This is a genomic window from Bacillus sp. N5-665 (assembly GCF_022637375.2).
GTDB lineage: Bacteria > Bacillota > Bacilli > Bacillales > Bacillaceae_G > Bacillus_A > Bacillus_A wiedmannii.
Map to the genome: position 1 here is coordinate 1302644 of NZ_CP093325.1, position 25063 is coordinate 1327706.

At 36.4% G+C, this 25063-nt stretch carries 30 protein-coding genes and 1 riboswitch; of the genes, 18 read left to right on the forward strand and 12 right to left on the reverse strand.

The genetic code is table 11. The annotated features are described in order from the left end of the window. The first annotated feature begins 63 nt into the window (after positions 1-63). A complete protein-coding gene (locus MNO09_RS09215) occupies positions 64-384 on the forward strand; it encodes a hypothetical protein (RefSeq protein ID WP_000549778.1) in 321 nt (106 codons plus the stop codon). Between the two features lie 29 nt (positions 385-413). On the opposite strand, the gene ribH is transcribed toward MNO09_RS09215, so the two are convergent. The 5 genes from ribH to MNO09_RS09240 form a co-directional block, all read right to left on the reverse strand. Then, positions 414-875 (reverse strand): 6,7-dimethyl-8-ribityllumazine synthase, encoded by a 462-nt coding sequence (ribH, locus tag MNO09_RS09220; RefSeq protein ID WP_000230900.1) that lies wholly within the window; start codon positions 873-875, stop codon positions 414-416. Positions 876-893: 18 nt separating this feature from the next. Then, positions 894-2087, reverse strand: coding sequence for a bifunctional 3,4-dihydroxy-2-butanone 4-phosphate synthase/GTP cyclohydrolase II (gene ribBA / locus MNO09_RS09225; protein WP_000468992.1), 1194 nt, complete (start codon positions 2085-2087; stop codon positions 894-896). A 12-nt stretch (positions 2088-2099) separates the two neighbouring features. Continuing rightward, positions 2100-2744, reverse strand: a complete 645-nt coding sequence (ribE, locus tag MNO09_RS09230) for a riboflavin synthase subunit alpha (RefSeq protein ID WP_000493850.1) — start codon at positions 2742-2744, stop codon at positions 2100-2102. After that, the gene (gene ribD, locus MNO09_RS09235; protein ID WP_000131967.1) at positions 2726-3838 is read right to left on the reverse strand and encodes a bifunctional diaminohydroxyphosphoribosylaminopyrimidine deaminase/5-amino-6-(5-phosphoribosylamino)uracil reductase RibD; all 1113 of its coding nucleotides are present in this window, start codon (positions 3836-3838) and stop codon (positions 2726-2728) included. Before ribD ends, ribE begins: the two co-directional genes overlap by 19 nt. Before the next feature lie 309 nt (positions 3839-4147). After that, positions 4148-4291: riboswitch (FMN riboswitch) on the reverse strand. 189 nt (positions 4292-4480) lie between these two features. After that, complete coding sequence (locus MNO09_RS09240; protein WP_001151582.1) at positions 4481-4687, reverse strand: CDGSH iron-sulfur domain-containing protein; 207 nt, start codon at positions 4685-4687, stop codon at positions 4481-4483. A gap of 286 nt (positions 4688-4973) precedes the next feature. Here MNO09_RS09240 and MNO09_RS09245 point away from each other — a divergent pair, with 286 nt between their 5' ends. Further along, complete coding sequence (locus MNO09_RS09245) at positions 4974-5219, forward strand: DUF2552 family protein (protein WP_000360793.1); 246 nt, start codon at positions 4974-4976, stop codon at positions 5217-5219. 10 nt (positions 5220-5229) lie between these two features. On the opposite strand, the gene MNO09_RS09250 is transcribed toward MNO09_RS09245, so the two are convergent. Next, a complete protein-coding gene (locus MNO09_RS09250) occupies positions 5230-6153 on the reverse strand; it encodes an alpha/beta hydrolase (RefSeq protein ID WP_000819227.1) in 924 nt (307 codons plus the stop codon). An 81-nt stretch (positions 6154-6234) separates the two neighbouring features. On the opposite strand from MNO09_RS09250, the gene MNO09_RS09255 reads away from it, so the two are divergent. Together MNO09_RS09255 and MNO09_RS09260 are read left to right on the forward strand one after the other, a co-directional pair. Continuing rightward, on the forward strand, positions 6235-6717 hold the full coding sequence (locus tag MNO09_RS09255; RefSeq protein WP_000262552.1) for a GNAT family N-acetyltransferase: 483 nt from the start codon (positions 6235-6237) through the stop codon (positions 6715-6717). A gap of 99 nt (positions 6718-6816) precedes the next feature. Beyond that, a complete protein-coding gene (locus tag MNO09_RS09260) occupies positions 6817-7680 on the forward strand; it encodes a LacI family DNA-binding transcriptional regulator (RefSeq protein WP_000201359.1) in 864 nt (287 codons plus the stop codon). Positions 7681-7703: 23 nt separating this feature from the next. On the opposite strand, the gene MNO09_RS09265 is transcribed toward MNO09_RS09260, so the two are convergent. Continuing rightward, positions 7704-9023, reverse strand: coding sequence for a Na+/H+ antiporter family protein (locus MNO09_RS09265; RefSeq protein WP_000994824.1), 1320 nt, complete (start codon positions 9021-9023; stop codon positions 7704-7706). A 131-nt stretch (positions 9024-9154) separates the two neighbouring features. Continuing rightward, the gene (locus MNO09_RS09270) at positions 9155-10153 is read right to left on the reverse strand and encodes an alpha/beta hydrolase (protein ID WP_241950113.1); all 999 of its coding nucleotides are present in this window, start codon (positions 10151-10153) and stop codon (positions 9155-9157) included. 121 nt (positions 10154-10274) lie between these two features. Between MNO09_RS09270 and MNO09_RS09275 the strand changes: the two genes are divergently transcribed. Then, a complete protein-coding gene (locus MNO09_RS09275) occupies positions 10275-10751 on the forward strand; it encodes a ribbon-helix-helix domain-containing protein (protein WP_000151919.1) in 477 nt (158 codons plus the stop codon). 122 nt (positions 10752-10873) lie between these two features. Here MNO09_RS09275 and MNO09_RS09280 read toward each other — a convergent pair whose 3' ends face one another. Continuing rightward, entirely contained in the window at positions 10874-12463 is a 1590-nt protein-coding gene (locus MNO09_RS09280; RefSeq protein ID WP_000265544.1) for a bifunctional metallophosphatase/5'-nucleotidase, read from the reverse strand. 202 nt (positions 12464-12665) lie between these two features. Between MNO09_RS09280 and MNO09_RS09285 the strand changes: the two genes are divergently transcribed. From MNO09_RS09285 to MNO09_RS09295, 3 genes are all read left to right on the forward strand, one after another. Beyond that, positions 12666-12929 (forward strand): YqkE family protein, encoded by a 264-nt coding sequence (locus MNO09_RS09285; protein ID WP_000727565.1) that lies wholly within the window; start codon positions 12666-12668, stop codon positions 12927-12929. A 70-nt stretch (positions 12930-12999) separates the two neighbouring features. Then, entirely contained in the window at positions 13000-13524 is a 525-nt protein-coding gene (locus tag MNO09_RS09290; protein WP_001227181.1) for a GrpB family protein, read from the forward strand. A gap of 121 nt (positions 13525-13645) precedes the next feature. After that, positions 13646-14473 carry an aldo/keto reductase gene (locus tag MNO09_RS09295; protein WP_000548002.1) on the forward strand — a complete coding sequence of 276 codons (828 nt, stop codon included), beginning with the start codon at positions 13646-13648 and terminating at the stop codon, positions 14471-14473. Positions 14474-14502: 29 nt separating this feature from the next. Here the strand turns inward: MNO09_RS09295 and lolS are convergent, their stop codons facing one another. Both lolS and mciZ read right to left on the reverse strand, forming a co-directional pair. Next, a complete protein-coding gene (gene lolS, locus MNO09_RS09300) occupies positions 14503-15417 on the reverse strand; it encodes an aldo/keto reductase (protein ID WP_241950114.1) in 915 nt (304 codons plus the stop codon). Between the two features lie 53 nt (positions 15418-15470). Next, complete coding sequence (gene mciZ, locus MNO09_RS09305; RefSeq protein ID WP_000870295.1) at positions 15471-15599, reverse strand: Z-ring formation inhibitor MciZ; 129 nt, start codon at positions 15597-15599, stop codon at positions 15471-15473. Between the two features lie 74 nt (positions 15600-15673). Between mciZ and MNO09_RS09310 the strand changes: the two genes are divergently transcribed. After that, positions 15674-16213, forward strand: a complete 540-nt coding sequence (locus tag MNO09_RS09310) for an NUDIX domain-containing protein (protein ID WP_000067040.1) — start codon at positions 15674-15676, stop codon at positions 16211-16213. A 24-nt stretch (positions 16214-16237) separates the two neighbouring features. Here MNO09_RS09310 and MNO09_RS09315 read toward each other — a convergent pair whose 3' ends face one another. Further along, a complete protein-coding gene (locus tag MNO09_RS09315; RefSeq protein ID WP_088107356.1) occupies positions 16238-16789 on the reverse strand; it encodes a GNAT family N-acetyltransferase in 552 nt (183 codons plus the stop codon). Positions 16790-16944: 155 nt separating this feature from the next. Here MNO09_RS09315 and spoIIM point away from each other — a divergent pair, with 155 nt between their 5' ends. The 9 genes from spoIIM to corA all read left to right on the forward strand — a co-directional run bounded on the left by spoIIM (position 16945) and on the right by corA (position 25040). After that, on the forward strand, positions 16945-17562 hold the full coding sequence (gene spoIIM, locus MNO09_RS09320) for a stage II sporulation protein M (RefSeq protein ID WP_240515220.1): 618 nt from the start codon (positions 16945-16947) through the stop codon (positions 17560-17562). 106 nt (positions 17563-17668) lie between these two features. Further along, positions 17669-18124 carry a ferric iron uptake transcriptional regulator gene (gene fur, locus MNO09_RS09325; protein ID WP_000392657.1) on the forward strand — a complete coding sequence of 152 codons (456 nt, stop codon included), beginning with the start codon at positions 17669-17671 and terminating at the stop codon, positions 18122-18124. Positions 18125-18227: 103 nt separating this feature from the next. Further along, positions 18228-18458 (forward strand): YqzK family protein, encoded by a 231-nt coding sequence (locus tag MNO09_RS09330; RefSeq protein WP_001250432.1) that lies wholly within the window; start codon positions 18228-18230, stop codon positions 18456-18458. A gap of 6 nt (positions 18459-18464) precedes the next feature. Then, entirely contained in the window at positions 18465-19355 is an 891-nt protein-coding gene (gene xerD / locus MNO09_RS09335; protein WP_000390083.1) for a site-specific tyrosine recombinase XerD, read from the forward strand. A gap of 146 nt (positions 19356-19501) precedes the next feature. Further along, entirely contained in the window at positions 19502-20242 is a 741-nt protein-coding gene (locus MNO09_RS09340) for a FixH family protein (RefSeq protein ID WP_000733672.1), read from the forward strand. Positions 20243-20684: 442 nt separating this feature from the next. Beyond that, positions 20685-21869, forward strand: a complete 1185-nt coding sequence (gene deoB / locus MNO09_RS09345; protein WP_001046085.1) for a phosphopentomutase — start codon at positions 20685-20687, stop codon at positions 21867-21869. A 12-nt stretch (positions 21870-21881) separates the two neighbouring features. Beyond that, the gene (locus MNO09_RS09350) at positions 21882-22703 is read left to right on the forward strand and encodes a purine-nucleoside phosphorylase (protein WP_001078443.1); all 822 of its coding nucleotides are present in this window, start codon (positions 21882-21884) and stop codon (positions 22701-22703) included. A 7-nt stretch (positions 22704-22710) separates the two neighbouring features. Further along, positions 22711-24015, forward strand: a complete 1305-nt coding sequence (locus MNO09_RS09355) for a pyrimidine-nucleoside phosphorylase (RefSeq protein WP_088107355.1) — start codon at positions 22711-22713, stop codon at positions 24013-24015. A 62-nt stretch (positions 24016-24077) separates the two neighbouring features. Next, positions 24078-25040, forward strand: a complete 963-nt coding sequence (corA, locus tag MNO09_RS09360) for a magnesium/cobalt transporter CorA (protein ID WP_002008459.1) — start codon at positions 24078-24080, stop codon at positions 25038-25040. The last annotated feature ends 23 nt before the right edge of the window (positions 25041-25063 follow it).

Below are 25063 nucleotides of genomic sequence, written 5' to 3' on the forward strand. Positions count from 1 at the left end.
AATTTTCCAAGCCCCAATTGTACATAGTAAATATGTAATTTATATTGGGTTGGAGGATTTTACATGCACAAATATATATTAGCGATTATGACTTGTCTAATTTTACTAAAAGCAATAAGTGCTGATCCAGTTAAGGCCGCCGAAAATCCTGAACAAAAAGAGATGCAACAACGAATTGAACAACATTTTCGAACGAAAGCTGAACATTTTGGATTGAAAACAGAAGGAAAAGACTTAAAGGAAGTGCGAAAAGAAATTACTATTATAGAAGAAGCGAAGAAAAGAGAGAATGTATGGAGAACAGCACAAACGCTTCGTATACAAACAGAAGGAAAAACAATGGATGAATTAATAAAAGATGTACGGAAAAAAGTAAAAAAATAAAAAAGAGGCCGCAGCCTCTTTTTTATTTTTTATGCCCATTGTTTTGATAAATGAGCCATTTCAATCGCAGCAACGGCGGATTCATAGCCTTTATTACCAGCTTTCGTGCCCGCGCGTTCAATCGCCTGCTCGATCGTTTCAGTCGTTAATACACCGAAAATAACTGGGATGTCTGTTTGTAGGGATAAAGATGCAACTCCTTTTGCTACTTCATTACAAACGTAATCGTAATGTGTTGTAGCACCACGAATTACAGTACCTAACGTAATAACAGCATCATACTTCCCGCTATTAGCCATCTTTTTAGCGATTAAAGGAATTTCAAATGCGCCAGGAACCCAAGCAACATCGATATCAGTTTCTTCTACACCGTGACGCTTTAATCCATCTAAAGCTCCGCCGAGTAACTTACTTGTAATAAATTCATTAAAACGTCCAACAACAACCCCAACTTTTAATCCTGTACCAACTAAATGACCTTCGAATACCATAATGAATCTCTCCTTTTATTATAAGTTTAGTAAATGTCCTAATTTGTTTACTTTCGTTTGTAAATACGTTTTATTCTCTTCTTTTGTTGGCATTTGCAATGGAACACGCTCGATTACTTCTAAATCGTAACCTTGTAAGCCAGCAATTTTTCGCGGGTTATTCGTTAATAATCGTAACTGTTGTAAACCTAAATCTTTTAAAATTTGAGCGCCAATACCGTAATCACGCAAATCAGCTGGGAATCCAAGTTTTTCGTTTGCTTCTACCGTATCGAATCCTTCTTCTTGTAACTTATAAGCGCGAAGCTTATTAAGAAGGCCGATGCCTCGTCCTTCTTGTCTCATATAAAGAAGAACGCCTTTTCCTTCACGTTCAATTTGAGCAAGTGCAGCATGGAGTTGTGGTCCACAATCACAGCGGCATGAGCCAAATACATCTCCTGTTAAGCACTCTGAATGAACGCGTACAAGTACAGGCTCTCCTGTTGAAATATCACCTTTTACGAGTGCGATATGCTCTTTCGTATCTAATGAATTAGAATAGCCAATTGCATGGAAAGTACCGAAATCTGTAGGTAATGTAATTTCCACTTCTCTCGTCACTAATGTTTCATGGTGGCGGCGATAAGCAATTAAATCTTCTATTGTAATCATTTTTATATCAAATTGTTTTGCGCACTGTAGTAAATCAGGTACGCGAGCCATCGTACCGTCCTCATTGATAATCTCACAAATGACTCCAGCTGGTTCTGCTCCGCAAAGCTGTGCTAAATCGACGGCAGCCTCTGTATGACCAGCACGGCGCAGTACACCGCCTTCTTTCGCGATTAATGGAAAGATATGTCCAGGACGATTGAAATCAGCACCTTTTGATGCAGGGTTTAACAATTCTTGTATCGTAGTCGCCCGTTCGTGAGCGCTAATCCCTGTTGTTGTAGAAACATGATCAATGCTCACTGTAAATGCAGTATGATGCGAATCTGTATTATGAGCTACCATTGGTTCTAATTGTAGACGCTCTGCGTACCCTTCCGTAATCGGTACACAAACGAGACCACGCCCATGTGTAATCATAAAGTTAATCGTTTCTGGCGTAATATACTCTGCTAAAGCGATAAAGTCGCCTTCATTTTCACGGTTTTCATCATCGCATACGATAACGACTTTTCCTTGTTTTAAATCTTCTAGAGCTTCTTCAATACGATGAAACATAATGCTTCCCCCTTATAGAAATCCGTTTTCTTGTAAAAAGCTTTCGCTCATTGAACCTGTTCGTTTTACAGGTTTGGAAATAAAGCGTTCGATATATTTACCGATCATGTCACACTCAATGTTTACTATGTCACCGGCATTCTTTTCTCCGATAACAGATTCACTTACTGTGTGCGGGATGAGTGAGATTGTGATGGAAGATTCGTCTATATCAAATATCGTTAAACTCGTTCCATCAACAGCAACGGATCCTTTATGCAAACAATAGCGCAGCAATTCATCAGCAATAGCTATTTTGTAATAGACGGCATTATAGTGTTGTTTTTTGTTTAATATCGTTCCGATGCCATCAATATGTCCTGAAACGAAATGTCCACCGAATCGTCCGTTTGCAGCCATCGCCCGCTCTAAATTTACTTTAGAGCGTGGTTTAAGCATGCGAAGTGATGTTGATTGCATCGTTTCAGGCATTGCGTCCACTGTGAATGAAGTTGTTGTGAAACTCGTTACAGTTAAGCAAATACCGTTAACCGCGATACTATCACCTAAGTGAACATCTGATAAAATTTTATTCGCATGGATCGTTAACTTCATCGCTTCTCCGCTTTGTTGCATGTTTGCAATCGTTCCTAATTCTTCTATAATTCCTGTAAACATTCCGTCACCTCACTTCGGGCATTCGCAACGATTTTTATATCATCACCAACTTGTTTCATCTCTTGAATTTCCAAGGAAAGTGCATCTTGCAATGCTGCGAAACCATTTCCACCAAATAAAGTAGGGGCATCTTTCCCGCCAATTAATTTGGGGCTTATATAAGTTACAATTTCATTGAGATGCTTTGTTTGTAAGAAGCTTGCATGAACTGTTTGACCACCTTCAACGAATAGAGAAAGAATTTGCTTCTCTCCAAGAAAGAAAAGGAGGTCCTTGATTTCTATATGTTTTGTTTTCATTTGGAATATAGCTATATTTTCAGATTCATAAGAAGCTATTTTCTCTTTATTTACATCCTTACCGACAAAAATCCATGTCGGTGCTAAACCATCTGTTATGACATGAGAAGATGGTGGTGTTCGTAAATGGGTATCTAAAATGACGCGTATAGGATGTTTACCCCCGTTAGGAATTCTTGTCGTTAAATGCGGATTATCAGCTATAACTGTATTTACTCCAACGAGAATCGCATCATGTGTATGGCGATATTGGTGAACATCAGCTCGTGCTTCTTCACCTGTAATCCACTTACTTTCACCAGTGACAGTTGCTGTTTTTCCATCTAAGCTCATCGCTGTTTTTATTGTTACAAATGGACGTTTCGTTCTCATGTAGTGAAAAAAGAAACGATTTAATAAGGTGGCTTCTGTTTCAATAACACCGGTAGTTACTTCGATGCCAGCTTCTTCTAATCTCCTTTTTCCAGTACCAGAAACGAGAGGATTGCAATCAAGAGTAGCAATTACAACCCGTTTGACTCCTTTTTTGATGAGCAATTCACAACAAGGTGGTGTTTTTCCAAAATGGCTACACGGTTCAAGTGTTACATAAACGGTAGCTCCTTTTGCTTTTTCACCAGCCATATGAAGAGCGTGAACTTCTGCGTGTTCTTCACCTGCACGTAAATGAGCGCCAATACCGACGATGTTTCCATCTTTTACAACAACAGCACCAACCATAGGATTTGGACTTGTTTGTCCGGATGTTCCTTCTGCTAACTGCAGGGCAATCCTCATATATTCTTGATCTGTCATTTTCTTCACCTCTCCTGAAAAAATCAAAAAACCCCAAGGATTTTATATCCTTGGGGTTTGGGAGACGTGATTTCTAGAAATATAGTTCGAATACGAAAGTATAGGAAAGAAACCTAACGATGATTGATATTTTGGCATAAGGAAAAAAACTAGCAAAATATCAAATTTTTCAAACGCTAGTCGTATCTTTTTATTCCAGTATAGAAACATAAGTATACAAAATAAAACATATATAAAGATTCAAAATGAAACTTTAAAAATATGCATACTGAAATAAAAGTGTATTCGCTATATAAAATTACTAGAAAACATATCCTTCTCCCATCCAGACTATACTGTCGGCCCTAGAGTTTCACTAGATCCACCGTTTTCGTGTTGAAAACGGGTCACGGACTTAGAAGTTTGCACTTCATCACCGCCGGTTGGGAATTTCACCCGACCCCGAAGGATGTTGTTTGCTCAAATTATAGCACAAAAAAGACAAAAGGCTAGTAAAAAATATTCGAATGTGAAGAATTGTGTGAAAATATATGTAAGTTGGAATGAGGACAAAAGTATGAGGAATGTTGTAAGGAAAAGGGGGGACGAGAGTTAATGAAAAGAAAAAACATGCACAAAAAAATGTGCATGTCACATGTGAAATTATTCTGCCTCTGGTGCTCTAACAACAGACTCGAATTTCCCTTTATGCGAAGCATCGCAATAAGGCATATTTTTTGATAAACCACAACGGCATAAAGAAAATGCCGGTTTTGCTGGGAATACATTCCCTTGTGAATCGACTAATTCCACGTCCCCTGTAACACGAAAAGAGCCATTATCATTTACTTTAATTTGTACTTTCGCCAACGCTATCCCTCCTTCCCAAACGCTTAATTTCATCATATAATTAAGAGAAGTACTTGACAATATAAAGTGAAACTTTAATTAGTGGGGAGGTATCCCCCACTAATTATTAGTTGAACCAATCGGGCTTTTAGGGGCAGTTAATCTCCCACCTAACTTCTTTGTTTTAGCTGAGTTTTGAGGTGGGAGTTTTACTGCCCGTTAATGCGGGGTAAAAAGAGCACTTTGTTTGAGAAAGAAGAGAGTGTTATAATAGTTTTCATAACTGACTAGAGTAAGGTGACGAGAGATGGATAAACAATTACATACATTACGAAACATTGCAAATGAGCGCACGTGGGCATCATTTTTGAATGATAATCATCCATATAGTTTGTTACATTGGTCCATTGCAGGTGTAGGGCAAGAGGCAAAGGATGTTTGGTTACTTCAAGATGAAGTAACATTTCAAACGACAGAATTTCCAACGTTAGACGATGCAATGCAATGGATTTCTGAAAACATGGAACAAGTTACAGACGTTTTAGCGCAATAAAAAAACAGGCTTATGCAAGCCTGTTTTTTGTTTCTTTTACATATGAGTTTAAAAATTGATCAACGGCTGCTTCATACTCTTCTTTATTTTCGTTATAAGAGCAAGCGTGTGCACCGCGTTCTGCAATATAAAGTTGTTTATTGTTTCCTTTTGCTTCATATAGTGCTTTCGTCATATCAGCTAAAATATAATCATCATCTTTACTATGAATAAAGAGGACGGGATTGTTAATATTTTTTATACAATCGATTGGTGAAACTTCGCGAATCGTATAACCGTCACGCACTTTTAAAAAAGCATTTGCTAAAGGCAATAAGGGCCATTTAGGTAAATGGAATTCAACCTTTAAACGGTGTTGTAATTGTCCGTAGAAATCAGAAAAAGGACAATCTGCAATATAGAAATCAGCACCATCTTCTACAAGTCCTGCGTATTGAAGAAGTGTTGCAGCTCCCATAGATTCACCATGAATACCGAGTGTTATATTTGTTCCAAAGCGACTTTTTAGCCAGTCAACTACAGATTTTAAATCATGTTTTTCATAGTATCCATAGCTTGTTGTTTTTCCGCCAGTTTTACCATGACGACGATGATCATAAATAACGACATTATACCCTCTGTTTAAAAATAACCTTGCATATTTTACAGAGTTCATTTTATTTACAGTTACGCCGTGACAAAAGATCATAAACTTATTGGAATGACCAGCAGGAATGTAATAGCCGTGAAGATCATATCCGAATTGCGAAGGAATATGAATTTCTTCTTTATGAAGAGCATCAAAATCCTCTATACGAAAATGTTTTTTCGTTTCTCTTTCGAGTACTTCTTCCTCTGTTTTTTTCTTTAAGTACATCACTTTATTTGTAAAGAAAATCCCAAGGGCAGTTATCGCACCTAGTATAGTAAACAATGCTGCAAAAAAACGTTTCATACTTTACCTCATCCTCCAAATACCGTTACATGTGATACACTTACATTGTATCACAATGATAGAAAAGGGGAGAAATAGGAAATGGTGTATATACAAAAAATTACGCCAGCGATGAAAGAAACAATCCGAATGTTCATGTGTGAGAACTGGGGGAGTTCATTGATGGTTTCACGTGGTAAGGGGCATCAGTTAGAAGAGTTGCCAGGATTTGTTGCGCTCTCGGATGACAGAATAATCGGAATTATAACGTATGAAGTGACCGGAAATATGTGTGAAATTGTATCGTTAGATAGCTTTGAAGAAAGAAAAGGAATAGGGACGAAACTTGTAGATTGTGTATTACAAGTTGCAGAAGAAAAACGGTGTGGGCGGGTTTGGCTCATAACAACAAATGATAATATGAATGCGTTACGTTTTTACCAAAAACGTAATTTTGTGATGACTAATTTATATGTGAATGCAGTGGAAGAGGCACGAAAAATAAAGAAAGAAATTCCGCGTATCGGATATGATAATATCCAAATTTTACATGAAATACAGTTGGAGTATCGTTTAATAAATTGATGTAACAATTTTCAGAAATATAAGTTAGTAACCTTGACGAATATTGTAATTTAGGTTACCGTAAAATTGTAATCTATTACCATATTAAGGGGTGACGATGTGGCAACTATACGTGATGTTGCAAAATTGGCAGGTGTTTCAGTCGCAACCGTTTCACGAGTTATTAATGAAAAAGGATACGTTCATGAGGACACAGTAAAACAAGTAAAGGAAGCAATTGAGGAATTACGTTATAGGCCAAATAGTGCAGCAAAGCCATTATTTAAAGAGAATTCAACGATAATTGCATTACTTGTAGATAATCTATATGAACCATCAAACATCACTTTGCTACATTGTATTGAGGAAATAGCATATAAAGAAGGATATCAAATCATTGTTTGTAATATAGAGAATAAAGATAGATACATACATATGTTGAAGGGAAATAACGTTGCAGGTGTTATTTTAACAAGATCCGTTTTTAAAAGTATAGGAGAAATTCCACTTCCGTTTGTTGTGATTGATGAAAAAAAATCCCATGCAAATTATTATGAAAGTGGACAAAGAACGGTTTCTTTATTAAAAGAAAAAGGCTGTCAATTTCTTGCTTATTTCGATGAGGGAGAAGATAGTGAAGAAATGGAAGAGCACATATCAGGATTTTTAGACGCTGTTTGGGATGAAGGGATCTCTTATCGAGAAGTATGTGTACAAGGGTATACGAATAAACAGTTTATTACATTCTTGCAAACTTACCCGTATATAGATGGAATTGTAACTTCAAGTGAAAAGGTTACTTTTGAGTTAATTCAAGCAGCGAAAAATTTAAATATCCGTATACCGGATAAGTTGAAAATTATCGGACCGAACGGGAGCATAGACAGTGAATGGATAGGCCCGTCACTCATGAAAATTGAAAGTTGCACCGAAAAAAATGGGAAAATAGCTTTACAACAATTAAAAGAAAAAATAAAAAAGTAAAAGGTGCGTATAAAACGCACCTTTTATAATGTAATTGCGGCAATAAAGCCGAATATAAGTAACGGTATATTATAATGCAGAAAAGTTGGTACACATGTATCCCATATATGATGGTGTTGACCATCAGCATTTAAACCGGATGTTGGCCCAAGTGTACTATCTGATGCTGGAGATCCCGCATCGCCTAGCGCTCCAGCTGTACCGATAATTGCAATTGTGGCCATTGGACTAAATCCAAGCTGCATGCAAAGAGGCACAAAAATTGTTGTTAAAATAGGGATGGTTGAAAAGGATGAACCAATTCCCATCGTAACGAGAAGTCCAATCACAAGCATAAGAAATGCAGCGAGTGGTTTGTTATTTCCAATTATATGTGCACTCGTTTGCACAAGAGATTCAACATGTCCTGTTTTTCGAAGAACAGCGCCAAATCCAGCGGCAGCGATCATAACAAAACCGATAAAGGACATCATGCGCATTCCGCTTGTTAATATCGCATCTGCTTCTTTAAGAGGTAGACTACCACTTACTGATAAGACGATAATCCCCGCTAAAGCACCGAAAATCATTGATTCTGTTGCTAATTGAACAGTTAATGTGGCTATGATAGATAACAATCCGAAAGTAATGCTACGTTTTGTATAGGGAACGATTTCATTTGCGGTAGTATGAACTTGTTCTGTTTCATACGTACGAGGTTTCCGGTACGTAATGAATACCGCTACACATAATCCAATAATCATACCGATTGCTGGAATAGTCATTGCTTTTGGAATAAGTGCGACATCAAATGTAAGACCACTTTGCGCAGCATTTGTTTGCAATACGTCATGAAAAATTTTTCCGAACCCTGCTGGAATCCACATATAAGGAGTAATCAATCCGAATGTAATAATACATGTAACAAGTCTGCGATCCACTTTCAGCTCATTTAATACTTTTAAAAGTGCTGGAATTAGGATGGGGATGAAAGCGATATGAACAGGAATCACATTTTGTGAGAAACAAGCCATCGTTAAAATGATGAATAAAATAAGTATTTTAGAATAAACTTGTTTTTTCGTGTCTTGTTCATTGCCAATCCATTTTAGTGCAGTTTGAATCATGGCATCTGGAAGTCCTGTTTTGGAAAGGGAAATAGCGAAACCGCCAAGCATTGCATAACTTAAAGCGATTGGAGCACTGTTTCCAAGGCCAGTTGTAAAAGTGTTAATAGTTTCTGAAATACCGAGTCCACCGATAATTCCGCCTGTTAAAGCTCCAACAATGATGGCGACAATGACCTGGACACGTAACAAACTAAGCAATAGCATAACTGCTACTGCGACGAGTACAGCATTCATAATAAATGTAATCTCCCTAAAATTTTATTGTGCTAAGGCAAGTAAATATGAAGCACTTTGCTATATTTATACATAGTTGCGACATATTATTATAAATTGTTTTCTATGAAATGTAAAAGAGCCTTTTGTTACTAATGCTGAAAAGCTAGCTCTTGTTTAATTGATTGTAAAGAATTGGCGAATAATTCTGGTTCTTCTAAATCAGGAGAATGTGCTGAATTTGGGAACCAAATCATTTTTTTTATGGGGGCTTCTATCACATCACAATATTCCTGAACGAGAGCATAAGGAGTTTGATAATCATAGCGACCAGAACAAAAATAAATCGGAATAGATAAGCTTGAAATAGAAGAAAAGAAATCGATTGTCAACATTTCTTCCCATAAAACGCCAGATTTTAAATTTCCTGCGAGAAACTTGAACCAATCTAATAGCGTATATTCAGGGGAAAAGAAGCCTTTTCGTATGAAAGAAAAGGAAGATCCGTTTTGGATTGCTCCGCCGAATGTGCCAAGCCACTTTCTTTGAATAATAAGGCGTCTCGTATCTAAAAATGGTGGTTTGCCTAATTTTAAAAGGGACGCTAATGCTTTTTTATGATTATGTTTTTTTGCAGAACGAATTAAATGCTGATATAGCAATTCTTCGTTTTGTTTCATATGTACAATCTGCCCAATACCGATGTAAGCCTCGATATACTGTGGATATTGATGTGCTATGTTAAGCCCAATAATGCTTCCCCAAGAATGACCAGCGAGAAATAGTTTCTGTTTATTGAACTTTTTAAGTACATATTGAATCACTTCTTTTGCATCGGAAACGAATTGTTCGATTGTAAAATTTGCTCCGAAATCTTTCATTGAAAAGGATTTACCTGCCCCGCGCTGATCCCAATTAATAACGATGAATTGTTTCTCCAATTCTTTTTGAAAATGACGAATAAATCCAATTTGTGCCATGCCAGGTCCGCCATGACAGCATAATAAAATTGGCTGCTCTATGTTTTGCCCGCGCATAAGGAGAGTTTGTTTTCGATTATGAATCATAACGCCTTCCATCGTAGCAATACTATTAGGAATGAGTTGTTTATTTTCATTATAAAACTGTGGGGTATAGCTACGAAAAAGCATATGGAAAACCTCCTTTTCTGAAATCGTATGAATCGCACAGGCTATTCGTTTTGCATATACTGTTAGAAAATCATTGTAACATACCATACTAGTGTCATTTCAACACGGGAGGAGGGAAATTGTGACGATTGGAGAAATTATAGATTGCTTAAATAGACGTGAATCCATCGCTATTATAGCAAAACGTCTTGAAATAAGCCCATATACATTATCAAAGAAATTAAGATTGATTGGATATGAATATGATGGAGAACAGAAGAAACGTATTTTTGTAGGAGATGGAGAAGAACCGCGTCACTTACAACTCCAAGAAGCGACAGCCCTTCAATATGCGACAACGGATTATCAATTATTAATTTATGAGCAATTACAAAGTATTTATGAGTTATTAAGAAAGAGAGAAGAAGTAATTGTGCCCACTATGAGTATAAGTACAGAAAAAAAGAAACGTACCTTTTCTATTAATAAAGAAATATTAGCAAAACTAGACGTTATATCAGAAGCGAAAGGAATTCGAAAATCTAAACTTGTAGAAGAGGCGTTACAACAATTTTTACAACAATATGATGTTAACAAAACATCACATTTTGATAACTAAAGAAAAGGATACTATGTTCATTGTAAGAACGAGTATCCTTTTTAGGTTTTACTAATATTGTGGATTAAGTATAAGTGCGTATCCTTTACAATAAAAATCTGGATCGCATATTAGGGAAATACTTAATTTACCTTTTGAATTCTTCCATCAATAACTGGCTGAATTGGTTCTTTTAATTGTTTTACATAATTGACTAGCGCTTCAAAGTCGTTTGGACCAGTTTCTGAATTCTTTCCATTTTTAAATGATACGAATCCGTCACCGCCAGAAGCTAAGAAAGCATTCGCAACTACGCTATACGTTTTAGATGGAGATAACTCTTCGCCATTTGTTAAGCGTATATTCGTAACCTTTTCACCGCTTGGTTTATTTGCATCCCACGTATATTGAATACCTGAAATTTGAAGCATTCTCGTTGTTCCTTTTTGCCATTGTTGATTTAAAATGTCGCGAATATCTTGACCTGTTAAATCTACTTTAATCAATTGGTTTCCAAAAGGCTGAACGCCATATAATTCGCCCCAAGTAATATCGCCAGCATCTAAGTCATTACGAATGCCACCAGGATTCATAAGTGCGATTTGAGCTTGCATCGTTTGACGCTGTGCGTCGGCAATTACATTCCCAAGAGTAGATTCACCAGCATCATTTTGTTTACGGTCGATAGGTGCTGTAGATTTTCCTACAACTTCATTTACAAGTGGTGCGATTGTTTCTTTATATTGATCTATTTTTTGTTTTACTTGTTTATCAGGTTCCACACCTTCATGATATGTTGTAATCACTTCAGCTTTTTTCTTTACAATATCTTTTGTTTTACGATCAATTGTTACATCTACGTCTGAGAAAGCTGTTCCATAAGAGTTCGCTTGGACGATTAGTTTATTATTTACAGTACCATTTACATACGTGTGACTATGTCCACCGAAAATAACATCAACTTCCGAGTCTGTTTCATTTGCAATTCGAGTAAGGTCTCCATTTGTCACGCCAGACTCATCAGTTGTTCCGCCGACATGGGCAAGGACGACGATGGATTTAACACCGAGACGCTTTAATTGTTGCGCTGATTTATTAATTGCTTCTACTTCGTCAGTGATCTGTACATTTTTAAGCATAGTAGGCATCACGACATTTGGAGTATCAGTTGTAACAACGCCAATGAATCCTACAGGAACACCATCTACCATTTTTACAGTAAATGGTGGTAAAAATAAGCGACCAGTTGATTTGTTATAGAAGTTAGCAGCGACATAAGGGAAGTTAGCACCTTTGAAATTACCTGTTTTCTCGTGATATCCACCGTAAATGAGGCGTTTCATTTCATCGATACCTTCATCAAATTCATGGTTTCCAATTGTACCAACATCGAATTTTAAGTCATTTAAAAATTCAATCGTTGGTTCATCTTGTAACAACGCTGAAACAGGTGGACTAGCTCCGACAATATCGCCAGCATGTACGAGAAGTGTATTAGGGTTTTGCTTTTTACGTTCTTTTAAATAAGTAGCTAAGTAATCAGCGCCACCAGCTTCTTTGTTATTAATTTTTTTAACAGTATCTAGTTGTCCATGGAAATCATTAATACCAAGCATTTGTACGTCTACGTAGCGGTTTTGTTCAGCTGGAATCTGGGATGGGGGAGCGGCAAATACGCTTGAAAAAGTTATGGTGCTTAAAACGGCAACAGCAGGAATGATTTTTTTCCACATAATTCATTTCTCCTTTTTTTTATAATCTGACATCATACGACATAATTTTAATAGATTCATAGGATTATATCTATATAAAAATTTAGTTTTTTCGAAAAATTAACATATTTACAAAAGGTGAATAATAGAGTAAAGAACCTTTTTTATTGTCGACTTCATTGTGTATCTACTATAATGGAGAAAAAAGTAAAAGGTGAGTAGCATGAAGAAAAAGAAACAAAGACAAATGCAAAGACAATCGCAAGTGAATAGACCAGAGAAAGAGTCGCTTACATTAGGCGATCAATTAAATGATTCACTCATGCAGCAATTAAAGAATAAGAAGAAAGAATTGCAAGTGAGAGAAGAGAAAAAAGAGGCAGCTGAACTGGAAAGAAAGCGCCAAGAACAAAAAGAACGTGAAAAGAATAAATCATTTGAAGAACTGTTAAGTGAAAGTAGCCTTACTTGGAAAGACTTTAAATAATATAAAAAAATGATCAGTGCATACCGCTGATCATTTTTTTGACGAGCTTGTAAGAAAAGGGGAGTGTAAAATGAGAAAAATTGTAGTCGTTCCGCATGAAAATCATTGGAACGAAAAATTTCAAATAGAGGCTGAACGATTAAAATCGGCGATGCCAGAAATGGTGAAAGTCCATCATATTGGAAGTACATCAGTGCCAGGACTGGCAGCTAAACCAATTATAGATATGATTATGGAAGTAGAGAGTATCGACAGAGTAGATCATTGGAATGAACGTTTTGAAGAGCTTGGTTACATCGTAAAAGGGGAAAATGGTATTTCAAGACGTCGTTATTTTATTCATGGAACGGAGGAAAAACGCTCGTATCACTTACACGTTTTTGAAAAAGGAAATCCTGAGATAGTAAGGCATTTAGCGTTTCGTGATTATATGATGGCTCATTGTGAAGAAGCAGAGGCATATGCAACCTTAAAGAAAGAATTAGCCGAAAAATATACATATGATGGCACGTTATATACGGAAGGAAAAAATGAGTTTGTACGTAGTGTTGATGAAAAAGCGAAAGAATGGAGAGAAGGAAATATGAATAATTGAGTTTGCGTTTTAGTGTATAAAATTATTATGTAAACTGTACATATGTTTTGACTTTTTGGTTGAATCTTGTTGAAATAAAGTGGTGGCTTATAAAAAATGTAAGAATGAAAGGGAGACGACTGTGCACATTCCAACAACTACACTTCATAATGGCGTAAAAATGCCGATGATTGGTCTAGGCGTTTATAAAGCGAAAGAAGGCGACGAAGTAAAACAAGCAGTAAAAACAGCGTTAGAGGTTGGATACCGTTCGATTGATACAGCAACTGTATATGAAAATGAAAGCGGTGTCGGAGAAGCGGTTCGTGAATCAGGAATTCCAAGAGAAGACATATTTATTACAACAAAAGTTTGGAACGACGATCAAGGATACGAGGAAACACTTGAGGCGTTTGAAAAAAGCTTAAAGAAATTACAAATGGACTATGTAGATTTATATTTAATACATTGGCCAATTAGAGGGAAGTATGTCGATACGTACCGAGCGCTAGAAAAACTGTATGAAGAAGGTAAAGTGCGCTCGATTGGTGTTTCAAATTTTCATAAACATCATTTAGAACTGTTATTACCAAATTGTAAAGTGAAGCCGATGGTTAACCAAGTGGAACTTCATCCGATGTTAGCGCAATTTGAATTGCGTAATTTCTGTCAAGGTGAGCAAATTCAAATGGAAGCATGGAGCCCATTAATGAGAGGCGGGGAAGTATTCGAGAACCCGATTATTCAGGCCATTGCTACGAAATATGAAAAAACACCTGCGCAAGTTATATTAAGATGGGATATTCAGAGCGGGGTAGTGACGATTCCTAAATCTGTTACACCATCTCGCATTAAGGAGAATTTTTCTATCTTTGATTTTTCACTAACAGAAGAAGAGATGACTCAAATTAATACGTTAAATCGTAATTTACATGTAGGAACGAATCCGGATAAATATGATACGCTATAAAAAGACGCTACCAGTATGGTAGCGTCTTTTTAACGATGTAAAGCGTAAGTATCACATTTAGCAATTTGCTGAAGTTGTATATATTGAGCTGTTGTTAACTGTGTTTGTTTACTAGCCTGGGCATTTTCTTTCAATTGTTGGATAGAGCTTGCACCAGGTATAACAGCTGCAACAGTTTCGTTATGTAAGCAATATTGAATAGCTGTTCCTGTTAAAGAGCTTTCTCCGATTATTTCTTTTACATTCGCGAGTGTCGCATATAATTCATCGTAAGAATAAGAAAGGTAATTCTTTTCTTTTACTCTTTCTATCTTTCTTGCATTATTGTCAGTTAAAATTCCTTTTGCAAGTGGCCCACGAGCAATAATGCTAATTTGATGTTCACTTAGAAGTGGGAACCATTCTTCAGGGCGACGATTTAAAAGGCTATATTCCATTAGCACACTAACGATATTTGAACGTTTAGCATATTCACGGATAACGTTTGGACGTATAGAAGAAATACCGTAATGGCGAATAATACCTTCTTTTTTTAATTCTTCAAAGGCTTCAATTGTTTCATCTATTGGATCTTCAATCGTCCCGCCGTGAAGTTGATAAAGATCAATATAATCAGTTTGAAGTCTACGTAAACTTTCTTTCACTTCAGCCTTTATGTAATTTTTAGAAGGATCCCAAGACCACCCGTTTTTTTCTTCTGTCCATCGATTTCCAACTTTTGTTGTAAGAACAATTTGGTCTCGTTTCCCTTTTAAGGCTTTTCCAACAAATTCTTCGTTTAATCCATAATCATATAAATCCGCTGTATCAAAAAAATTGATTCCTAAATCGATTGCTTCATCGATAATACGCATAGCTTCTGTTTCAGATGTACCGAGAGACATGCAGCCAAGGCCCATTTCTATAACAAACAAATCTGAGTTTCCTAATTGACGTTTTTTCATAGGTCAACCTCCTTACCTTTATTGTACGAAAGGAAAAAGAGGTTGACAAACGTTTACTTTTTATTTGCTGTAATCCACTCTTGTACAGTTGTATACTCTTTGCCATATTGTTTTAGTTTATGGCGGATTTGCCATGCTTTTCCGACTAAAGTGACGCGATTTGGTAAAATATAAACTTTCATTTCTATCACGCTCCTTTCAATGTGGTAAAATGTATGAGGAAAGAATAGGAAATAGAACAGGGAGATGAAGTAGTATGAGTAATCTTGCAGAGAGAACAGTAAAAACTGAGCCGATTTTTGATGGTAGAGTTATAAAAGTTCGTGTTGATGATGTAGTATTACCAAATGGAGCAATGAGTAAACGTGAAATTGTAAATCACCCTGGTGCAGTTGCTATTATTGCTATTACTGATGAGGGGAAAATTGTGCTTGTTGAGCAGTATCGTAAAGCGCTTGAAAAGGCGATTATAGAAATTCCGGCCGGCAAGTTAGAACCTGGTGAAAAACCTGAGGTGACAGCAGTTCGTGAATTAGAAGAGGAAACAGGATATGTATGTGAAAATATGGAGCTTATTACTTCTTTCTATACATCTCCAGGATTTGCAGATGAAATTTTATATGTATATAAAGCGACAGGTTTGACGAAAAAAGAAAATAAAGCCGAGTTAGATGAAGATGAATTCGTGGAATTGATGGAAGTATCGTTAGAAGAAGCGATTATTCTTATGAAAGATCTTCGTATTCATGATGCGAAGACGATGTTTGCAGTACAATACTTACAACTACAAAAATAAACACTCGCCAAAGGCGAGTGTTTTTTAATTGATTTTTGCGTATACGCGTGCATCACGTAAGCTACCATCTGGTGCTATGAAATCATTTTCCATTGTACCTTCTAGAATAAATTCTAAACGTTCTGCTAGGTTACATGCATTTGCATTTGTTGCATCAGTACGAATTTCAATTCTTCTAGCACTTAGCTTATCAAAGGCAAATTGAATGGCACCTTTAATGGCTTCAGTCATATAGCCTTGTTTTGTATAAGCGCTATGCAGCCAGAAGTGAAGTGAAAACTTTGGAATATCCCAGTTTTCAGGCTTGAGCGTTATAGCTCCGATGAATGTACCAGATACTTTATCGTATAAGTGAAAATCAAGTGTTTCACGAAGTAAAAACTGCCCGTGAGCGTTACGAACGATTTCTTCAGCACTTTCTTCTGTTTCAGCGTTAATTGACATCCACGGTACTAAGTCTTCTAGAGAAGCTTGGATTGCTTCATACACTTCTGCACCATCACCTGGAAATGGCTTACGAACTTGTAAGCGTTCAGTTTGAAATAATGTTGGAAAATCTAATAATAATGGTTTCAAGAGAAATCCCTCCTATTCTCTACTTTTTAGTTTAGCAAAGTAGAGCGGAATTTCAATGTTAATTCGTCATACTTTTTTCTTTCTTTCATACATTTTTAGTAAGAGTGTGAACGGAGGGAAGAAAAATGTGGAGAAAAACTTGGCAAGACCGTGTAATGTCTCACATACAGGAAAACTCTTCATTATATATATTTAACGCTGTTTTATTATTGATGGGAGTAATATTTGGGGCCATTCTTGTAAATAGTTTACAATTAAATCAAAAACAAGATTTATCATTTTATTTACAACGTTTTTTTGGACAAGTTTCTAAAGGAGAATTTGCTATTGCGAGCGAAATGTTTCGAGAAAGTTACTTTTCGCAATTAAAATACATTGGATTTATTTGGATTTTGGGGATTTCAATTATTGGATTGCCACTTATTTTTATTTTATTATTTGTAAAAGGAGTAGTTGTCGGATTTACAGTAGGTTTTTTAGTCAGTCAGCATGGATGGAATGGATTATTATTATCATTCGTTTCTGTATTGCCACAAAACCTCATTATTATTCCAGTATTTCTCGTTATGACAACAATTGCCGCAAGCTTTTCCTTACGCATGATTAGGCATCAATTTATCAGGAAAATAACCGAGCCATTATTACCATTATTAATTCGTTATACATGCTTCTTTCTTGTAATTGGAGCGGTGTTAGCTCTTGCTTCTAGTGTAGAAGCTTATGCATCACCAGTTTTAATGAAAGAAGTCGTTGAGGCTATTAATAAACAATAAATACTTTTTGAGAATAATTATCAATTTGTTTTTATTGTTTTTCTTTTGACAGAAGCCCTTCTTCTGATATAATGGTGTAAGAGTGGCGAGGAGGGAGTAGTACCGAATGGAAGAAAGAATTGAACGAATTAAGAAGCAATTACATGCAGCGAGCTACAAATTAACACCGCAACGTGAAGCAACAGTTCGTGTGCTGCTAGAAAATGAAGAAGATCATTTAAGCGCAGAAGATGTTTACCTCCTTGTAAAAGAAAAGTCGCCAGAGATCGGATTAGCAACCGTCTATCGAACTTTAGAACTATTATCTGAGTTAAAAGTTGTCGATAAGATTAACTTCGGAGACGGTGTTTCACGCTATGACTTACGCCAAGAAGGTGCGCAGCGTTTTCACCATCATTTGATTTGTACACAATGTGGTGCTGTACAAGAAATACAAGAAGATTTACTTGGTGAAGTGGAAAGGAAAGTAGAACGTGACTGGAGCTTTAAGGTGAAAGATCATCGTTTAACATTCCATGGGATTTGTAAAAATTGTCAAGAAAATGAAACGGATGAAAAATAACCTTTTCCTATTTATCTAGGAAGAGGTTTTTTATTTGAATAAGGTATAAATTGGTGAAAGCTTGGCATATGTTGTAATAACTTATATTTTGGAGGAATTTACAATGCGCCGAGCTTTAAAATTAACTTTTGATGGGATAAAAGTATTTTTATTATTTACAAGTTGTACGATTTTGTTTTATTTCGCTATACTATGGATAAATGAAGAATATGAAAGTTATCATCGTTATGAAAAACCAAAAGAAGAGACTGTAGAAAAAGTATCAGGGAATGAAGAGCCGGCAAAGGATGCTTTCGTAAATAGAATGATGTTTTTCTATGAAAATGGGGAGTAGTGTAGATTGGAAGATCAATTAAAAGATTTTATTCATTATATGGTTGTCGAAAAAGGGCTAGCGAAAAATACAGTAGTATCTTATGAACGTGATTTAAAAAGTTATGTAAAGTATTTGCAAAATGTAGAACAGGCGAAAAGCTTTCATGAAGTGACACGCTTGCACATTGTTAATTTTCTGCAGCACTTAAAAGAAAACGGAAAATCTTCGAAAACATTAGCACGTCATATTGCATCGATTCGTTCGTTTCACCAATTCTTACTTCGTGAACGAGCGGTAGAGCACGACCCATCCGTACATATTGAAACGCCGCAAGGAGAACGGAAATTACCGAAAGTACTATCAATCGATGAAGTAGAGGCGTTACTTCAGACGCCAAAAATGACGAGTGCTTTTGGGGTTCGTGACAAAGCGATGCTAGAGTTACTTTATGCAACAGGACTTCGTGTTTCGGAATTAATTGCCTTAAATTTAGAAGATGTACATTTAACGATGGGATTTGTTCGTTGCATAGGGAAAGGGAATAAAGAAAGAATTATTCCACTAGGAAGTTTAGCGACGGAAGCGATTCAAAAGTATATTGAAAAGGGAAGAAGAGAATTGATGGGTAAAAAAGTAGTAGATGCACTCTTTTTAAACCATCATGGGAATCGATTATCAAGACAAGGATTTTGGAAAATTTTAAAACGATTGGCGAAAGAAGCAAATATTGAAAAAGAGCTTACACCGCATACGTTGCGCCATTCTTTTGCTACGCATTTATTAGAAAATGGAGCAGACTTGCGTGCTGTGCAAGAAATGCTAGGACATGCAGATATTTCAACGACGCAAATTTATACGCATGTTTCAAAAGCTAGATTAAAAGATGTATATAAACAGTTTCATCCGAGAGCATAGTTACTATGCTCTTTTTTCATAGATTCAAAAGGCTATAGTACTTCACAAAAACTTCACAAACATTTCGTACATTGTTTTCAGCAGAAGACTAGAATATTACAATGTATTTCCTCTATACTAAATAAGATATGAAGGAGGAAATGATGATGAAAAAACTTATTATGACTTTATTTATCGCGATGCTAGCATTGGCTGGCTGTAATACAAACAAAGAAGAACCGAAAAAAGAACAGAAACTAGAAGCTGTAAAAGTAGCAGTTCAAACAAATCCGAAAGAAATTAAACCTGGTGAAAAAACAGAAGTACAAGCACTTGTTACACAAGGAAAAGAAAAAGTAACAGATGCTGATGATGTAAAGTTTGAAATTTGGAAAGATGGCGACGAAAATCACGAGATGTTAGATGGGAAGCATAAAGGAAAAGGTGTTTATGCAGTAGAGAAAACGTTCGAGACGGATGGAGTATACCATATTATCGCTCACACAAATGCACGTGAAATGCATGTTATGCCAGAAGTAAAAGTGGCTGTAGGAAATGCGAAAGTAGAAGATGCGAAAAAAGAAAATAGTGATCACGGTGCAGGGCATGGCGATCATAAAAGCGATACAATGATCCATCTTATGGCTGGTGATATAAAAGCAAATGCTGAATCAACTATGAAAGTTCATTTAAAACAAAAAGAAGAAGCGTTAACTGGTGCTGAAGTACAACTTGAGATTTGGAAAGATGGTGTTGAAAAACACGAATTTATTCCAGCGAAAGAAGGAAATAAAGGAGAGTATGAAACGAAACATACTTTCAAAGAAAACGGTTCTTACAAAGTGAAAGTTCATGTTAAAAAAGGCGAACTACATGAACATAAAGAAGAAACAGTAGAAGTAAAATAAAAAGTAGCTCTTTAGAGCTGCTTTTTATTTTTATTCTGTAAACATCCAATTGATGAGGGCTAATAATCAGTGGAGAAGAACTAAACTCCTGCTAATCAAAGTTTCACTTTATATGAAGAAATAAATCATAAAATAATTAGCACTTATTTGCATAATGGATTACAATAGAAGTGTGAAGAAAATGAGAAATTCTACGAAAATGTATTAAAAAGAAAGCGTAAACATGTTATGATATCAGTATCAGATGTCTGACATCTGACTTAGAAAAAACTAGAAATGTTTTTGAGTCGTTTCAAAGTAAACGAAATAGGTTAGAGAATCAATTAAAGAAGTACTGTTTGACAATGAGAACGAAAGAGAATTCTTATGGAGAACAGTTTCACTTTATAGCGTTTTGAACATACTACAAGAAGTAGAACTGAACTTATAGGAGGTCGCAGTTATGAATAAATATAAACGTATATTCCTAGTCGTAATGGACTCTGTAGGAATCGGCGAAGCACCGGATGCTGAGCAATTTGGTGATTTAGGTTCTGACACAATTGGTCACATTGCTGAACATATGAATGGATTACAAATGCCAAATATGGTGAAGTTAGGTCTTGGTAACATTCGTGAAATGAAAGGTATCTCTAAAGTAGAAAAACCGCTTGGATATTATACAAAAATGCAAGAGAAATCTACTGGTAAAGATACAATGACAGGACACTGGGAAATCATGGGTCTTTACATTGATACACCATTCCAAGTGTTCCCTGAAGGATTCCCAAAAGAATTACTTGATGAATTAGAAGAAAAAACAGGTCGTAAAATTATCGGTAATAAACCAGCTTCTGGAACTGAGATTCTTGATGAACTTGGTCAAGAACAAATGGAAACAGGATCTTTAATCGTTTACACTTCTGCTGATAGCGTATTACAAATCGCAGCACACGAAGAAGTAGTGCCACTTGAAGAGTTATATAAAATTTGTAAAATTGCACGTGAATTAACGTTAGATGAGAAGTACATGGTAGGTCGTGTTATCGCTCGTCCATTCGTTGGAGAACCAGGGAAATTCACTCGTACACCAAACCGTCATGATTATGCGTTAAAACCATTCGGCCGTACGGTAATGAATGAATTAAAAGATAGTGACTACGATGTTATTGCTATCGGTAAAATCTCTGACATATATGATGGTGAAGGTGTAACTGAATCACTTCGTACGAAGTCTAACATGGATGGAATGGATAAGCTTGTAGATACATTAAACATGGACTTTACAGGTCTTAGCTTCTTAAACTTAGTTGACTTTGATGCATTATTCGGTCACCGCCGTGATCCACAAGGATATGGAGAAGCACTGCAAGACTATGATGCACGTCTTCCAGAAGTATTCGAAAAACTAAAAGAAGATGATTTATTATTAATTACAGCAGACCACGGTAATGATCCAGTTCACCACGGTACTGATCATACACGTGAATATGTACCGTTATTAGCATATAGCCCAAGCATGAAAGATGGCGGACAAGAATTATCAATTCGTCAAACATTTGCTGATATTGGTGCAACGGTAGCAGAAAACTTCGGCGTGAAAATGCCAGAACACGGAACAAGCTTCTTAAACGAGCTAAAGAAATAGGGGGATAAACAAATGAATCGTGAACTTATTACAAAATCAGCTTCATACTTAAAAGAGAAATTTCAAGAAACGCCACAAGTAGGACTAATCCTTGGATCTGGACTAGGTGTATTAGCAGATGAAATCGAGAACGCAGTAACAGTACCTTACAGTGAAATCCCTGAATTCCCAGTATCAACTGTAGAAGGTCATGCAGGTCAACTAGTATTCGGTACACTTCAAGGTGTAACAGTAGTAGCAATGCAAGGACGTTTCCACTTCTATGAAGGATACGACATGCAAAAAGTAACATTCCCAGTTCGTGTTATGAAAGAACTAGGTGTAGAAACAGTTGTTGTAACAAATGCAGCTGGTGGTGTAAATACATCATTTGAGCCAGGCGATCTTATGTTAATTTCAGATCACATTAACTTCATGGGTACAAATCCATTAATCGGACCGAATGATTCTGAAATGGGTGTGCGTTTCCCTGATATGTCTACATCATATACACCAGAACTTCGTGAAATGGCGAAACAAGTTGCAGCGGACTTAAATATTAAAGTACAAGAAGGTGTATACGTTGGAATGACAGGTCCTGTATATGAAACACCTGCTGAAATTCGTATGCTTCGTACACTTGGCGGAGATGCAGTTGGTATGTCTACAGTACCAGAAGTAATTGTAGCGCGTCATGCTGGTATGAAAGTACTTGGTATTTCTTGTATTTCAAATATGGCAGCTGGTATTTTAGATCAGCCACTTCACCACGATGAAGTAATTGAAACGACAGAACGTGTTAAAGCTAACTTCTTAGCATTAGTAAAAGCAATCGTAAAACAAATGAAGGGGTGACCTCACAATGAGAATGGTGGACCTAATTGCAAAAAAACGTGACGGACATGCATTAACGACAGAAGAAATTAACTTTATTGTTGAAGGATATACGAATGGTGATATTCCTGATTATCAAGTAAGTTCACTTGCAATGGCAATTTTCTTCCAAGATATGAACGATCAAGAACGTGCTGATTTAACGATGGCAATGGTAAATAGCGGTGATACAATCGACTTATCAGCTATTGAAGGGGTAAAAGTAGATAAGCACTCAACAGGTGGTGTTGGTGATACAACAACACTTGTGTTAGGTCCATTAGTAGCCGCTTTAGGTGTACCGGTTGCAAAAATGTCTGGACGTGGGTTAGGACATACTGGTGGTACAATTGATAAATTAGAAGCAGTTCCAGGATTCCATGTTGAAATCGAAAATGATGAATTCATGCGACTTGTAAATGAAAACAAAATCGCAGTTATTGGTCAAAGTGGAAACTTAACACCTGCCGATAAAAAGTTATATGCACTTCGTGATGTAACGGCAACAGTAAACTCAATTCCGCTTATTGCAAGCTCGATTATGAGTAAAAAAATTGCTGCTGGTGCAGATGCAATTGTTCTTGATGTAAAAACTGGAGCAGGTGCATTTATGAAAACAGATGAAGATGCAAGACGTTTAGCAGAAGCAATGGTGCGCATTGGTAATAACGTTGGTCGTAATACGATGGCTGTTATTTCTGATATGAGTCAACCACTTGGTGAGGCGATTGGTAACGCACTTGAAGTACAAGAAGCAATTGATACATTACAAGGTAAGGGGCCGAAAGATTTAGAAGAGTTATGTTTAACACTTGGAAGTCAAATGGTATACCTTGCTGGACAAGCTTCATCTTTAGAAGATGCACGTGAGAAATTAATTGAAGTAATGAACAACGGTAAAGCGCTAGAATCATTTAAAACGTTCTTATCAGCGCAAGGCGGCGATGCTTCTGTTGTTGATGATCCTTCTAAATTACCACAAGCACAGTTTAAAATTGAAGTAGAAGCGAAGGAAGACGGTTATGTATCAGAAATCGTTGCAGATGAAATCGGAACAGCAGCAATGCTTTTAGGAGCAGGACGTGCGACGAAGGAATCTGAAATTGATTTAGCAGTTGGCTTAATGCTTCGCAAAAAAGTAGGGGACAGCGTGAAAAAAGGTGAATCCCTTGTTACAATTTACGCAAACCGTGAAAATGTGGAAGATGTAAAAGCAAAAATTTATGAGAACATGAAGATTGCTAACGAACATGTAGATGCACCAACATTAGTGCACGGCATCGTTACTGAATAATAAAAAAGGGCCAAGGAGTATTTCTCCTTGGCTTTTTTTGCTATTTTTTGTTTATAATAATAATGGGTGAAATTATGATTAGAATTTGTGCAATAACAAAAACAGATGAAGTATTATATGATGTTTCGCTAGAAGAAACAACGAAAGACCATATTGTATGGTATTGGCTAGATTTATATAAGCCAACGAAAGAAGAGTATACATACATTTTGCAAGATCATTTTAAGTTCCATCCCCTTGCAATTGAAGACTGTATAGAATATGTACAGAGGCCAAAAGTTGATTTTTATGATGGATATAACTTTTTAGTTCTTCATGCATTTGGTGAGGATGGATTAGAACCGCACGAGATCGATTTATTTATTAGTGATCGTTTTATTGTTTCTTTCCACTTTTCTCATAACAATGCAATCGAAAGAGTATGGAAAACACTTGGAGAAAAGAAGCGTATTAAAAATAGTCCTTTACACGTAGCTCATACAATTATCGACCAAATTGTAGATGACTATTTTGCGCCTGTATATTACATTGAGGATCATTTAAATGCAATTGATGATAATTTAACGGGTGAGACAGCAGGAAGTGTATTAGAAGAAGTATTTGATATACGTGCAGATTTATCGAAGCTAAGGCGCACAATCATTCCGATGCGTGATTTATTGTATCGTATTTTAAATTCGACTCGTTTTTACGGTATAAGTGATCATGAGATTTACTTTAAAGATATACATGACCATTTGCTTAAACTAACAGAAATGATTGAGGCAAGCCGCGAGTTAACGGCAGATATTCGGGATAGCTATTTTTCATTAAACTCACATCATATGAATAACATTATGAAAACATTAACTGTATTCTCGACTATTTTCATGCCATTAACATTTATTGCGGGAGTATACGGAATGAACTTTACGCATATGCCAGAGCTTGGTGGACAATATAGTTATTTTATTTGTCTACTTCTAATGGCGCTAATTGGCGGTGGGATGATGGCTTGGTTTTATAAAAAAGGGTGGTTTAAGTAAAAACACCGAGGAAAATTCCTCGG